Annotated in this window: 13 protein-coding genes; all 13 read left to right on the top strand. The window is 33.3% G+C overall.

The genetic code is table 11. The annotated features are described in order from the left end of the window. Positions 1-39 precede the first annotated feature (39 nt). The 13 genes from flgK (at position 40) to BCELL_RS17910 (ending at position 14344) form a co-directional block, all read left to right on the top strand. Positions 40-1692 carry a flagellar hook-associated protein FlgK gene (gene flgK / locus BCELL_RS17970; protein WP_013490197.1) on the top strand — a complete coding sequence of 551 codons (1653 nt, stop codon included), beginning with the start codon at positions 40-42 and terminating at the stop codon, positions 1690-1692. A 43-nt stretch (positions 1693-1735) separates the two neighbouring features. Further along, entirely contained in the window at positions 1736-2920 is a 1185-nt protein-coding gene (flgL, locus tag BCELL_RS17965; protein WP_013490196.1) for a flagellar hook-associated protein FlgL, read from the top strand. A 123-nt stretch (positions 2921-3043) separates the two neighbouring features. Continuing rightward, positions 3044-3622, top strand: a complete 579-nt coding sequence (locus BCELL_RS17960; RefSeq protein WP_013490195.1) for a DUF6470 family protein — start codon at positions 3044-3046, stop codon at positions 3620-3622. Between the two features lie 24 nt (positions 3623-3646). Continuing rightward, a complete protein-coding gene (gene fliW, locus BCELL_RS17955) occupies positions 3647-4102 on the top strand; it encodes a flagellar assembly protein FliW (RefSeq protein WP_013490194.1) in 456 nt (151 codons plus the stop codon). Positions 4103-4105: 3 nt separating this feature from the next. Then, the gene (csrA, locus tag BCELL_RS17950; RefSeq protein WP_013490193.1) at positions 4106-4333 is read left to right on the top strand and encodes a carbon storage regulator CsrA; all 228 of its coding nucleotides are present in this window, start codon (positions 4106-4108) and stop codon (positions 4331-4333) included. A 226-nt stretch (positions 4334-4559) separates the two neighbouring features. Beyond that, positions 4560-5255, top strand: coding sequence for a response regulator transcription factor (locus BCELL_RS17945; protein ID WP_013490192.1), 696 nt, complete (start codon positions 4560-4562; stop codon positions 5253-5255). 250 nt (positions 5256-5505) lie between these two features. After that, complete coding sequence (locus tag BCELL_RS17940) at positions 5506-6474, top strand: flagellin N-terminal helical domain-containing protein (protein ID WP_013490191.1); 969 nt, start codon at positions 5506-5508, stop codon at positions 6472-6474. Between the two features lie 132 nt (positions 6475-6606). After that, positions 6607-7215, top strand: a complete 609-nt coding sequence (locus BCELL_RS17935) for a hypothetical protein (RefSeq protein ID WP_013490190.1) — start codon at positions 6607-6609, stop codon at positions 7213-7215. Positions 7216-7233: 18 nt separating this feature from the next. Then, complete coding sequence (locus BCELL_RS17930) at positions 7234-8250, top strand: polysaccharide biosynthesis protein (RefSeq protein ID WP_013490189.1); 1017 nt, start codon at positions 7234-7236, stop codon at positions 8248-8250. Positions 8251-8276: 26 nt separating this feature from the next. Beyond that, complete coding sequence (locus BCELL_RS17925) at positions 8277-11099, top strand: motility associated factor glycosyltransferase family protein (protein ID WP_013490188.1); 2823 nt, start codon at positions 8277-8279, stop codon at positions 11097-11099. 18 nt (positions 11100-11117) lie between these two features. After that, positions 11118-12305 carry an FkbM family methyltransferase gene (locus BCELL_RS17920; RefSeq protein ID WP_013490187.1) on the top strand — a complete coding sequence of 396 codons (1188 nt, stop codon included), beginning with the start codon at positions 11118-11120 and terminating at the stop codon, positions 12303-12305. A 60-nt stretch (positions 12306-12365) separates the two neighbouring features. Beyond that, the gene (locus BCELL_RS17915; protein ID WP_013490186.1) at positions 12366-13097 is read left to right on the top strand and encodes a phosphocholine cytidylyltransferase family protein; all 732 of its coding nucleotides are present in this window, start codon (positions 12366-12368) and stop codon (positions 13095-13097) included. Then, the gene (locus tag BCELL_RS17910; protein WP_013490185.1) at positions 13094-14344 is read left to right on the top strand and encodes a CDP-glycerol--poly(glycerophosphate) glycerophosphotransferase; all 1251 of its coding nucleotides are present in this window, start codon (positions 13094-13096) and stop codon (positions 14342-14344) included. Before BCELL_RS17915 ends, BCELL_RS17910 begins: the two co-directional genes overlap by 4 nt. Positions 14345-14425: the final 81 nt, after the last annotated feature.

The following is a 14425-nucleotide window of genomic DNA, read 5'->3' as shown; positions in this document are numbered from 1 at the left end:
AATCGGAAGAGTGAGCATTCATATAGGGGAGATTACATTATGGCAACATCAACATTTCATGGATTAGAAACAGCGAGAAGAGCAATGACAACGCATCAATCTGCGTTGCATACAACAGGACATAATATTGCAAATGCAAATACGCCGGGGTATTCGCGTCAGCGCGTTAATTTTTCTACAACTGAGGCGTTTCCTACGCCAGCGTTTAACATGCCGAATATGCCAGGGCAAATTGGAACAGGGGTAAAGGCTGGAGAAGTACAGCGTATTCGTGAAGCCTTTTTAGATACACAGTTCCGTTCTGAAAACAATAAGAACGGGTACTGGACAGCGCGTCATAACGCTCTTGAAAAAATGGAAGACATTATGAACGAGCCTACTGAAAGTGGACTAGCTAGCACGATGGATCGCTTTTGGCAGTCTTTACAAGATTTATCTGTGCATCCAGAAGATGCTGGTGCCCGCTCTGTCGTAAGACAACGAGGAATTGCTGTTGCAGAAACATTCCAATATACGTATCAATCATTACAAGCGATTCAAGAGGATTATCGTAGTGAAATTGGTGTGCAGCAAGACCGTATTAACTCGTTAATTCGCCAAATTAATAACATTAATAAGCAAATATCTCAAGTGGAGCCACACGGACTTTTACCGAATGATTTGTATGACCAACGTGACCTTCTCGTTGATGAATTATCCGGGTTTATGAACGTGACGGTGGAAACGGTAAGTAGTGGTGGAAATGCAAGTCCACAAGCAACTGGAAGATATACGATTAAGCTAGCGGATGAACACGGTCGTGATATGGGTGTTACGTTAGTAGATGGCGCTCGACTAGAGAGAACGGAGCTGCACATTTCTTATTCGGATGATGGATTAGTACAGGGGCTACACGTAGCTAATGAAAGAGCGCTAAACCAAGTAGAGAATGCGAGTGAAATAAAAGATTTAACATCTGGTGTTGTACACATGAATAATCTCGATGCTTTTCGTTCTCCTGGCGCGCTCCGTGCAACGATTGAAACGCATGGATATATTGATAGAAATGGACAAGTAAGAGGCGATTATCCTGAAATGATGGCAAACTTGGACTTAATGGTATTCACTTTTGTTGAAGAGTTGAATGCTGTCCATAGTTCAGGATGGAGCTTATCTGAAATTGAAGCAGGAGTTAAAGCCAATGATGGAGAGGGGATTCCATTCTTCACATTTGCAGAAAATGCGAACATTAGTAGTGATAATATGAAGGGAGCGGCACAATTCCTTCAAGTAAATCGCGCGATTATAGAGGAGCTAGATAATATCGCTGCATCTGGATTTACGAGTAACCCTAATGAACCGTTATCAGAGGGCTTTGCCGGGGATGGATCTAACGCGCTTGCATTAGCAAACGTGAAAGATAAAAACTTGAGCTTTGGTGGATCAACAACGAACGTACAAAGCTTTTATCAAAGTGTCATCGGTAATATGGCAGTAGATTTAAATGAAGCAAACCGAATGATGAAAAATACAGAGACACTACGGGACTCTGTAGAAGACCGTCGTCAATCAGTGATGGGTGTTTCGTTAGATGAAGAAATGACGAATATGATTCAGTTTCAGCATGCGTATAATGCAGCTGCAAGAAACATTACAATGATCGATGAAATGCTAGATATTATTATTAATAGAATGGGCGTCGTTGGACGTTAAGATTTTTCATAGAGTAACATATTGATAAAGTAGGTGAACCGTGATGCGTGTAACGCAATCGATGTTAACAAATAGTTCCTTAAGACATTTAAGTCAAAGCTATCAAACGCTTCATGATATACAAAACCAATTAGCGACAGGGAAAAAAATCTCGCGTGCTTCCCAGGACCCGGTTATTGCGATGAATGGGATGCGTTACCGTACGCAAGTGGTGGAAACGGAACAGTTTAATCGTAACTTGACAGAAGTATACAACTGGATGGAAAATGCCGATGCGACGTTAGATCAAGTGACGAGCACGATGCACCGTATTCGCGAATTAGCAGTACAAGCATCTAATGATACGTACGAATCTACGCAGCGTGCCAACATTTCAAAAGAAATTGAGCAGCTTCGTGAGCATCTTCAATCATTAGCAAACACGAAGGCAAATAATAAATATATTTTTAACGGAACGAATACGACAAATGCACCGCTCGACGCTGATCAAATGAATGTTGGTTTTAATGCAATTGAGGAAGCTTTAGCTGATCTACCGAACTTTAATGCAGATGAGGCTGTCCCATTTACTCACGTATTGACACATAATAGTGGAAGATACGAGCTTGTTGAAAAAAATGATGACGGCTATATTTTTCAAGACGTTAATAATCCTAATAAATCGATTACAGTAGCTGTCGATGGCGAAGGGAATCCAGAAAGCTTTACACACGCACATACGTATGTGAATAATGCTGGAGAAACAGTGACAGATACGAAGGATCTTAAAGAACGCCAGTTTGTCGTATCGCGACTAGACTCTGTGTCAACGAATACGCAAAAAGTAGAAATCGAACTATTAAAAGGGGTAAATGTGGCAACGAACATTAACCCTAGCAACGTGTTTTCTACAGATTTCTTCGGCGATATTTATCAGCTTGAAAAAGCGCTCAATGATCCTGCAGCAACAGGTAAGGAGCTAGAAGAACTAATCGCAAACTTTGATCGTCAAATTGATAAAGTCGTAAACGAACGAGCTGAACTCGGTGCTCGCTATAATCGTGTTGAAATGATTGATGACCGCATGAAGGAACAAGAGGTTATCGCAAGACGAATTCTCTCTAACAACGAAGATGCAGATATAGAAAAAGTCATTACAAATCTACTCTCTTCAGAAAATGTTCATAGAGCGGCCTTGTCTTCAATGGGACGTATTATGCAACCGACATTAATGGACTTTTTAAGGTAGAATAGTTGCAGTCGTCGCACGATGAGCGCTACTGTTAGAATAATAGAACAAATCCAAAACTCCTGCATGACACAATTGCAGGAGTTTTGTTGAAATTGTTAAATAGAAAAAGGAGGGGGAACAATGGAACTAGCACGCTATCATATTCAATCAGAGCGAGCGATAACTGGTATTGCATCGCAACGGCCAGAAATGACAATCCGTCAACGTCCAGCTGATATGGAAATAAAGCAGGAGCTTAACGGAAACTTGCGTATTAGCTCAACAGCAGCGAAGCTATTCATAAATCAAACGGAAGCGTTTGCTGATGCTGACTTAAAAGGGCCATTACGCCGATCGAACGAATGGCATTCTTCTACTAAGCAAAAAGTGTACCAATATATTGCTAAAACGATGCGTGAGGGTGAACAATATAAAAGTATAGAAAATGGAGGAAATGCAATCGCTAACGTAGCGAGACAGAACGGCGAAAGAGCACCAAAATCGTATAATGTATCTACTGTTCCACAACCGTTTCGAGTGAAAATTGACCATGTCCCTTCGGAAGTTCGCGTGCAAGCGGATTGGCCAGAGCCAAGCATACGTTTTCATAAAAACGAACCGGATATAACGATTCCAAAGTGGCAAAGTAATGTATATATACAACAAAAAAACGCAATACATTTTTCTGTTACAGGTAATCAAGTCGATCGTGGCTTATAATGACGTAATATGGAGTGATAAAAAATGAAATTAGAAACAAAATATTCAGGTGAAATAGAAATCAATGAGGAAAATATTATTACGTTTGAACATGGTGTACCAAGCTTTGAGGATGAGAAAAAATTTGTTCTACTACCTTTTAGTAATGAACCGAGCCCATTTTATATTTTGCAATCCGTCAATACGCCTGGACTTGCCTTTGTTGTCATGACACCATTTCAATTTTTCCCTAACTATGAAGCAAAGCTTTCAGATAGTGTCATTGAACAGCTAGAAATAAATGATCAAGAGGACGTGGCGTTGTTCGTCATCCTTACTGTACGTGAAACTTGGGCAGAATCAACAGCGAACTTGCAAGGTCCAATTGTGATTAACGGTAAAAAACAAAAAGGGAAGCAAATTGCATTGAATGATTCTGAATACAAAACAAAGCATCCGTTAGGTGATGTACTTACAGCTACTGGTGAAAAGGAGGGGTAAACAATGCTTGTTCTTACTCGCAAACTGAATGAATCGATTCAAATAGGTGACAATATAGAAGTGAAAGTGATCGGCATTGAAGGAGACCAAGTAAAACTTGGAATCAATGCCCCTCGTAATGTTGATATTCACCGTAAAGAAATATATTTAGCGATACAAAAAGAAAATAGTGAAGCTGCACATGCATCGGTAGACATACTAAAGCAATTAACAAAAGCTTTAGATAAATAAGGTTTGACAAAATCGTGAAGAGTAAATTGGTATTTTAGGATCGGTTAGTTTAGTTTTAATGGAAAAAAATTCTCATACCTAAATCCTCGCTCACGATAGTCTGTCTGTTAATTAACTGCTTCATCGTTAGAGGAAGTTGTGACTATCGAACTATGTCAAAAATTGTATTTTTTTGATAATTTTAAAGCATGTTCACTTTACTTTCTTTCACTTGGGAGGGTTAACCTTGCAGACAACTTACTCAAATAAGTCTAATAAAACGAAGCAAATCCTCTTTTATGACATAACTGAAACGATCTCAAGAAATAGCATAAGGAATGTGGAAAGTGTTTTACATACTTCCGTATCGATACAGCATACTATTCCTGAACACCTTGACGTATATGATCTCATTATTTGTTATATAGATGGCGATTATAATGAAAATAAGAAAGTAATTCATGAGGTAATGGCAAAGTCAAATAATCTGGAGGTTCCAATCCTTTTAGTAACTGGCCATTCCGTACAGCGTGTACTCCAATATTTATCATTTCCGATTAGCGGAATTGTTACTTTACATTACTTTATACGATACTGTCCGATAGTTGTGAAGGACTTGTTAAAGGAAGGAGTTTTTCTAGAACCTTCTTTCCAAAGAGAGTTAGCGAAGCAAATTGATGAGAGCCAATCTTCAAATAAGCCAATCAAAAAGCTGTTATTATGTCATGACCGTATACATATTAAGCTATCTGAAAATGAAAAAGATGCACTACAGCTCATTCTGGATGGCTATAACAACCGGACAATATCACAGAAAATGTATTTAGCACCAACAACGATAAACACGATCATTAGTAACCTACTAAAAAAAATAGGTGCAAACGACCGCACAGACGCAATGATAAAAGCGATTCGAAGCGGTTGGGTCGATCCAGTTAGGTAATCAATGTAAGTATCATTCACAATAATGAGTGATGCTTTTTTTATTGGAAAAATTTTCAGGTGAAAAATCGCCAAAAAACATCAAAAAAATTTATAAAACTACTAAACATTCAATCAATCGATCCGATAATATATATGTAAAGGTCATTAGAGAAAAAGGCGGCCGACTTTTTCCCAATAGACCAACCTTTCCAATCACAAGGATGTGGCTGGAGTAAAAAAACAATATAATTTCAAGGAGGAAATTCATTATGATTATCAACAATAATATCCCTGCGTTAAATACGTTCCGTCAAATGGGCGCGAACCAAAATGCAATGCAAAACTCTATGGAGAAGCTTTCTTCTGGTCTTCGTATTAACCGTGCTGGTGACGATGCTGCTGGTCTAGCTATCTCTGAAAAAATGAGAGCGCAAATCCGTGGTCTTGACCAAGCTTCTCGTAATGCACAAGATGGTATCTCTATGATCCAAACAGCTGAAGGTGCTTTACAAGAAACTCAAAACATTCTACAACGTATGCGTGAACTAGCTACACAAGCAGCAAACGATACTAATGTAGGTGTAGACCGTAACGAGATCCAAAAAGAGATCAACGAATTAACTTCTGAGATCAACCGTATTGCTAACACAACTGAGTTTAACACTCAGCCAATGTTAAATGTTAGTGGAGCTGGTGGAGCTGGATTTAGTTCTACATTCCAAATCGGTGCTAATCAAGGTCAAAGTATGACTATCGAAATTAAGAGTATGACTGCCGAGTCATTAGGTTTACAAGGTGGTAGCGGTGCAAATGCTACAGCAGGTGCTTCTATCTCTGCATTGAACACAGGAAAAGGTGCTGAGGATGTAACTGGTGCAAAATTTGCAGCTGCGTCTGGTGTATCTAACGGTACAAGTAATAATAAAACAGCAGCAGGTTTAAGTGTAGCAAACCATACAGAAGCTTCAGCGTCTATCCAAGTAATTAATAACGCAATTGAAGCAGTTTCAGCTCAACGTTCAAACCTTGGTTCATTCCAAAATCGTTTAGAGCATACAATTTCTAACTTAGATAACTCTTCTGAGAACTTACAAGCTGCCGAGTCTCGTATTCGTGATGTGGATATGGCTCGTGAAGTAATGCAAATGACTAAGAATAACATTCTTTCTCAAGCTTCTCAGTCTATGCTTGCTCAAGCTAACCAACAACCACAATCTGTTCTACAGTTATTAGGATAATTACTAATTAAAAACAGAGTGTTTCCCGTTTATAAGGGAAGCACTTTTTTATTTCCAGTAAACTACTAAACATTTTTCAACAAAATCCGATAAAATATATTGTAGGGTATCACTTATTTTGGAGGGATATGAATGTTTTTAATTATCGAAGAAGAAATCTTTGAGTATAAAAATAATATTAATGAAATTAATAATATAATCTTAAAAATTAATAAAAAAGTCGAAGAAGGAGATAACTATTTTAGCCACTTGATAGTAGATGGTAAAGAGGTTTATGAGAATCATGATAGTTATCTTTTAGAAAATATTAATGGGATTTCTGAAATTCGGGTTATTTGTAAATCTGTCAGTGAATTAACAAATGATATTCTACTGTCGACAGAAAAATATATAAACTCAGCAGTGCCAGAAATTAAATTATTAGCTGAAGAATTTTATAACACACCAACGGATTTAACGTGGAAAAAATATGATCAATTACTTGAAGGACTTCAATGGATTACTCATATGATCGTATCGGTAGACCGTCTAAAGCATAATATAAGAAATTGGAATGAATATTTACAAATAGTCTCAAGTGTTGATGAAGAACTTAATCATATATCAGATGCATTAGAACATAAAGACTACGTATTAATAGCTGATATTATCCAATATGAAATCATGGATATGCTAGAAAAACTTAAAGTTCGTATAAGTATGACAATAGATAGTGTAGGTATAAGGGAAAACTTACTATAAAAGGTAGGGAACGTTTGTATGTCATTATATAGAAATAAAAGTATTTTAATTATTGGTGGCACTGGTACAATTGGCCAACATTTACTTAAAGAATTATTGCAACATAGTCCAAAAGTAATTCGAATTTTTAGTCGTGATGAACATAAGCAATTTGAACTGCACCAAGATTATTTAGCTCATGATAATATTCGCTATTTAATAGGTGATGTACGTGATGAAAGACGATTATCACGTGCTATGGAAGATATTGATTATGTATTTCACTTAGCAGCAATGAAGCATGTTCCAGCTTGTGAATACAATCCATTCGAAGCAGTTCAAACTAATGTATTAGGAACACAAAATGTTATTCAAGCAGCTGTTCAAAATAAGGTGAAACGAGTATTATTTACAAGTACTGATAAAGCAATTTCACCAACAAATACGTATGGAGCTACTAAATTAACTGCAGAACGTTTAATATCTGCCGCTGAATATCAAAAAGGACCAAACAAGACAATCTTCTCATCTGTTCGTTTTGGAAATGTTATGGGATCTAGGGGCTCTGTTATTCCACTATTTAAAAAACAAATATTGAACGATAAGAGAATTACTTTAACTAATGCCAATATGCTTCGTTATATGATGACTCCTAATCAAGCAATACAACTAATTTTAAAAGCAAATTCTATTGCACTTGGAGGAGAGGTATTTGTATTAAAAATGCCAATTATAAAAATGCAGGACTTAGTGGAAGTAATCATAGAGGAAATGAAAGATAAATGTTTTATTAATGAGGAAATATTAATCGATACTATTGGCCTACGTCCAGGTGAAAAACGATATGAAGAATTAATGACAGAAGATGAATATAGAATTTCCATAGAAACAAAAGAAATGTATATCCTACCACCACCATTCGGAGGCAAAGGTCGAAAATACAAAGGTCAACTTGAAATAGATCATTGTTCTGTAATGGACAAACCAAGAATAGAAGATGTCATTACTAAGAGACAACTTAGAGATTGGATATGTAATGAGAATTTATTGTATTAAAGGGAATGTGATTCAGGAGGAATCCCATGATAAAAAGTAATCAAAAAGAGTTGAAAAATAATCATAAATTACTATTAGATTTAATTGTAAAAAATGAAAATTTTTTGTCAGAAGAACCATTGAAGATTGGGGATTCAAAGACAGGTGATAAAACATTAGAAGTAGATATTAATGGGCGTCCACTTTCAATTCATAGTAAATACAATCCTTTGAAAGAAGCTCAAAAGGTAGTGGATCAATATAGGAATGGAATAGATCAGTACAATCATATTGTCTTCTTAGGTTGTGGACTGGGTTATCACATTGAGGAGTTCATAAATCAATACCCTGATAAAAAGTACACCATATATGAACCATCTCCAGCAATATTTTATCAGTTACTATGTACAAGAAAAGTTGATACAACTATTTTAAGTAAGGTCAATAATATATGTCTGGATTTTGACCCAATTTATTGGGAACAACTTATTAATGAATTAGTACATGATTATGATAGTAAAGTTTTACTTGTTATATTACCATCCTATACTAGAGCTTTTTCTGAACAAATTGAAGAGTTCACGAAACTATATAAGGAAAAAATTCAACAAAGAGGCATGTCACTAACTGCCGATCTTCATTTTTCAAAAAGATGGACATTAAATAGCTTAATCAATTTACCTGAAACGATAAAATCTCCAAACATCCTTATGGATAAGAAAGAAGTTTTTTATGGTAAACCGGTAATTATCGTCTCGGCAGGTCCTTCTTTACATGAGGAGCTAGAAAACCTTAGGGAAATTAAGAAAAATGGAACAGCATATATTATTGCAGTAGGTTCAGCAAATAAAGCATTGATAGCCAGTGATATCTTACCTGATGCGGTTAGTACTTATGATCCACAAAAACATAACTACCGAGTATTTATGCCAATGCTAGAAAAGAATATTGATACTGTTCCAATGATCTATGGAACTAGCGTTGGTTATGAAACAGTTGAAAAGTATAAGGGGCCAAAACTTCATTTTGTTACTACACAAGATACTGTCTCTCCTTATTATATTGATTATGGTGATAGACCAATAGAACTAGTTGATGATGCATTTTCAATTGCGACTGTCACATTTGAAATTTTTGCTAAGCTGAAGGCAGACCCTATTATTCTAGTTGGCCAAAATTTAGCCTTTAAAGATAACCTTTATTATTCAAAGGAAATTCGTAGAGGGAAAAGTGGAAATGCAGAAATAAAAGAAAAAGACCTAACAAAGGTGTTAACAGTAAAAGACGTTAATGGAAAAGATATAAAGACAAATATGTCATTAAATCAGATGCGATTAAATTTAGAAGAAAAAATAAGAATATATGATAATGTTCAAGTTATTAACACAACTAAGAATGGGGCTAATATTGAAGGTGCAAATTTTCTATATTTAAATGAAGTTATAGAGAAATACTTGGATATTAAAGTTGTAAAAAGGAATTGGTATACATTAAAAGATTCTCATCCTATAGAAAAAACGCTTCATAAAATAAGTAAGATGGAAAGAGAAGAAACTAGTTTTAAGGGTCTTTATGAAAAAGTCCGTAGGATAATAGAAGAAATATCAAATGCAACTGAAAATTATTCTATAAATAAGCTCGAAAATTTATTAAGTAAACTTGATAAAAGTATGAAAAAATTAATGAATAATAATTTTTTCCAATTTATAATTTTACCGATATCTAGAATTGATTATGAAAAGCTACAATTTGAAGTTAAGAAACTTCAAACTATTGATGACATAACAACGCGGTCTAGAATTATTACTAAGGAATTCGGTGGTTATTTGATAATCTGTAAAAAAATATACAACGAGTTGCTTCCTGAAATGAAATTAAATACCCATTCTAAACTTAGAACATTAAAAGGGAAATATTACTCTTCAGACTGTGGGGTATTTAAATATACAAGAGGATGGAGCACACATAGATATTCCAATGATATCAATAGAGTAGATTCTAAAATCTACTACAATACGAGAAAAAATGCGGAAGCGATTTCCTTTAAATTTAGTGGATCATCTATAAAGATATTCGCAGGTACTCGTAATGACTTCACATCTAAAGTAAAAGTAACGATAGATAATGAGGAATATATCGTATCATCAAAAAGTAATGAAAGTACTGAATTTATTTTTGAACCTGATTTTCCAATTCTAGAAGTAAGAAACCTAGAAGAGAAGATGCATTTTATTACTATAGAATTACTAGATGATAACCATTTTGTGTTTAACGGTATTGAAATTGAAGCCAACGCTAGAGTTTTTCATATTGAAGAAGTTACGGAAATCAGAGATTTAGAAATAGGGAAAAGAATTAGGTGCCATTATAAAGCTAATTTTAATAAACCAGGTGTATTTAGTGGTCTAGGAAAGGAGACTAAATTATTTATATCTTCTCAATCTAATGATTATCCAAACGGTGATTTCTATTTAATCATGGTTGATAAAGACGGTGAAAAATTGAAATTAATATCAGATAGAAATGTGCAAAAAAATATTAGTTGGAGTATCGACTTGACAAACCAACTAAACAGATATAAAAAATCTGATCAAATAAAAGAGACTATACAAATAAATTTGTTGGAAAGTTCTGAATGGGATTATTATATCGTTAATTCGGAGATGCTGGAATTAAATAAAATACCGAAATCTGATTGGAACTTATTACCTGGGAGTTATTTCTGGACTGAAACACTTCAAAATAAGGGTGTTGTCTATAGAGGGATGAACTATGAACAATGTAATAATATAGCGTTTAAAGGTGTTACACCAAACTATGAAGCTAGAGATAGTGCGGGAGCAAGGATAAAAATGTTAATTATAATGTAATTTATTATGAGGTGCTATATGAAAAAAAGTAGAAACTATACACAGAAAGTAATAATTGATATCTTTAAAGATTTGGTTCATTCTAAAATAATGCTATATGGGGGAGGTGAACATACAATTACATTACTGAGATTATTAGAAAAAAATCATGTGTGTATAGACAATATTATAGGAATTATTGATAAGAATACTGAAATAACGAAAATAAAAAATATTAAGTGCTACCCTCCTGAAAAATTGAGCGAAATAACTCAAAATGTTGATAAAATTATAGTATCTTCGTTTCATTATCAAGAAGAAATTATAAATAAATTAAACGAGTTGAATTTATTAAACAAGGCAGTAAAATTATACGATAAAACAGAAAATAAATGTTTTTATTGGGTTGTTAATAAAGAAGTCATACTTAATATTAATGATATTCCCAAGACTCCAATTTCAAGGGAAATAGCAATTAAGGATTGTTCATTTCAAATAAATTTGTACCTTCGGGATGATCTACAAAGAAAAATATTTAATAATGGTTATTATGAAATTATGGAGAGTAATTTTATAATAAATAATTATAAAAATAGTAAAATTGTTTTTGATATTGGTTCAAACGTAGGGTATTACACTTTATTATTATCAAAAACTCTAAGAGAAAAGGGGACAGTTTATTCAATCGAGGCGTCTACTGATAATATAAAATTATTACAAAAAAACCTAGTTTTAAATGATGTTAAAAATGTAATAGTAATGAATAATGCAGTTGGAACTGAAAAGGGAACACTAAAATTATATAATAATTCAGAAGAAAATTGGGGCCAAAAATCATTAATAAAATCTTTAAATGAATTAAATAAGTTTGAAATTGTACAAGTAGACTCATTAGATAATATTATCAGGTCATTAGGTTTAAGTAGTGTAGATTTAATAAAGTGTGATATTGATGGTGGGGAATATAACGCATTCAAGGGTGCTAGTAACTTGTTATCTAAAGCAAAAGCTCCAGATATTTTATTTGAAGTTAATCATCACAACTTAAACCAAATGGGGTTAGATTCAAATAACCTCGTTTCGTTAATAAATAGTTACGATTATTCTGTATATACTTTCTCAAAAGAAGGAGACCTAATACCTTTACAGGAATGTGAAACATTAGACACTAAATGTAATTTATTTGCCACTAAAAAAGGGATAGATAGCTTTGTTTTCTCTCGATAAATCAGTATATTTTAATACAATTTAAATATTTATTAAATCTTTGAAATGGGTGAGGGATTTTTGAATCTGATAATACTTGCAGCTGGTAGAGGTAAAAGACTAGGAAATATTACTAGAGATATACCTAAACCTCTCTTAAAAATAAACAATAATACTACTACAATATTAGAGAATAATATTAAAGGTGCAAGAAATTTTGACTTTATTCAGACTATTTCAGTTATAACAGGTTATCATGCTGATTCAATAGATTCTAGGATAGAAAAGTACAATGGAGTAAAAACGCTCTATAATCCCAAATTTTCTGATGTAGGACCATTATTATCCATTTGGACAGCCAATTCTTTGATCAGTTGTGATGATAGTATCATTATTAATGGTGATACGGTTTATAACAAGAATATATTTTCAGAAATAAAATCAAAGTGCGAAAAAGAAGGGATATATTTACTCAGTAGTACAAAAAGAAGCTACGCTTCAGATGATGTAAAAGTTAATATAGAAAATGGATTAGTTATTCAAGTATCCAAAACATTAGATGAATCTCTTTGTGATGCAGCCTCTGCGGGAGTACTAATTATAAAAGGGAAAAATAATAGAAGAGATTTTGTTGATGAACTAGGTCAAATAATAAAAGAAGAACATAAGTTTGGAAAAATATGGCATGAATTGATAAACCGACTAAATGAGAGTGGGAAAAAAGTTTATTCAATTAATGTTGATATAGATTCGTGGTATGAAATTGATACAGTTGAAGATTATGAAAATCTGAAAGTAGGTTGGAATATATGAAAATCAAGCACCCAATAAAGTTTATATTTAAGGGAATCTTATATAGATTTATAGTTGGGTGGTGTATTTGCATCCCTTTATCAATAATTATACCAAAAAACAAAAAACAAATAGTTTTTATCCCTAGAATGAACAATAGGTTTGCTGATAATGTTAAATACTTATATCTATATTTGTACAATAATATAGATAAAGATCAAAGGATGAATATATATTATTTATGTGAAGACGCTGCAACATTTAATACATTAAATGATAATAATTTACCAGTTATATTTTATCCAAAAATATCATCAATTTGGAAGTTATTAAGAGCAGGCGTTGTAATTGTAGATAGTAATGAATGGTTAGGAAATTTCAAGCCACACTTATTATATAGAAGTTACAAAATACAGTTATGGCATGGGGTTGGAATGAAGAAAGTAGGAAATTCAAACCCCATTATGCAGGAATACAAGAAAAGAATGCTCACTAATATTTATAGTAAAATCATAATTAAGTCCCCTTTTTATGACTTGCTTGTCCTTAGCTCTGAACTTCAAATTAAAGAAAAAGCAAATATGTTTAGATATAAGAACATTTTTATAAATGGTCAACCTAGAAATGATATATTCTTTAATAAAAAAGTTTCAAGTAATGTCATGTTAGGTGTAGATGCGTCTGTATTAAATAAAGTCGAGTATTTTAAGAAGCTTGGGAAAAAAATAATACTCTATACACCTACATGGAGGAATAATGCTGATACTATTAAATTGGAAACTGAAGCAGTTGACTATAATAGACTATCTAATTTCTGCATGAAAAATGAATTTATTTTTATTTTAAAACAACATCCAAAGAGTAAATCGATAATAAATTGTAGATACGAAAATATTATTGAATACCAAAAAAATTTAGATCTTTATCCATTATTCTCATTAATAGATGTTTTAATAACTGATTACTCTTCTATATACACAGATTTTATTTTAATGAATAAACCTGTTATTTTTTATAACTATGACTATGAATATTATAATCAAAAAGAGGATAGAATTCATTTTAATTATGGTGAAATAACGCCAGGTAAAAAATGTAGTACGCAGATTGAATTAGAGGAGGAACTTCATAATTTATTTTATAAGGGTGATAATTACATTGATGAGAGAAAGGTTTTATTAGATAATCTTTTTGAATATCAAGATGGTTACTCATCAGAAAGGCTATGGAGGTATCTGGTAGATATTAACATTACCTATAAATTGTAGACTTACACAAATCGGTATCAAATTTTCATCCTATTGAGCGGTACAAACAATACACATTAGAAAAACATTTGTTATATAAAG

It is taken from the genome of Evansella cellulosilytica DSM 2522, from assembly GCF_000177235.2.
Taxonomy (GTDB): Bacteria; Bacillota; Bacilli; order Bacillales; family Salisediminibacteriaceae; genus Evansella; species Evansella cellulosilytica.
Note: the sequence above shows the minus strand (reverse complement) of the source record. Positions and strands in the feature narration are given on the sequence as shown.

Excerpts from the sequence above, each read along its gene's own strand:
- BCELL_RS17940 (WP_013490191.1), top strand. The coding sequence starts at position 5,506 with ATGATTATCAACAATAATATCCCTGCGTTAAATACGTTCCGTCAAATG.
- BCELL_RS17910 (WP_013490185.1), top strand. The coding sequence starts at position 13,094 with ATGAAAATCAAGCACCCAATAAAGTTTATATTTAAGGGAATCTTATAT.
- csrA (WP_013490193.1), top strand. The coding sequence starts at position 4,106 with ATGCTTGTTCTTACTCGCAAACTGAATGAATCGATTCAAATAGGTGAC.
- BCELL_RS17930 (WP_013490189.1), top strand. The coding sequence starts at position 7,234 with ATGTCATTATATAGAAATAAAAGTATTTTAATTATTGGTGGCACTGGT.
- BCELL_RS17925 (WP_013490188.1), top strand. The coding sequence starts at position 8,277 with ATGATAAAAAGTAATCAAAAAGAGTTGAAAAATAATCATAAATTACTA.
- flgL (WP_013490196.1), top strand. The coding sequence starts at position 1,736 with ATGCGTGTAACGCAATCGATGTTAACAAATAGTTCCTTAAGACATTTA.
- BCELL_RS17935 (WP_013490190.1), top strand. The coding sequence starts at position 6,607 with ATGTTTTTAATTATCGAAGAAGAAATCTTTGAGTATAAAAATAATATT.
- fliW (WP_013490194.1), top strand. The coding sequence starts at position 3,647 with ATGAAATTAGAAACAAAATATTCAGGTGAAATAGAAATCAATGAGGAA.
- flgK (WP_013490197.1), top strand. The coding sequence starts at position 40 with ATGGCAACATCAACATTTCATGGATTAGAAACAGCGAGAAGAGCAATG.
- BCELL_RS17960 (WP_013490195.1), top strand. The coding sequence starts at position 3,044 with ATGGAACTAGCACGCTATCATATTCAATCAGAGCGAGCGATAACTGGT.
- BCELL_RS17920 (WP_013490187.1), top strand. The coding sequence starts at position 11,118 with ATGAAAAAAAGTAGAAACTATACACAGAAAGTAATAATTGATATCTTT.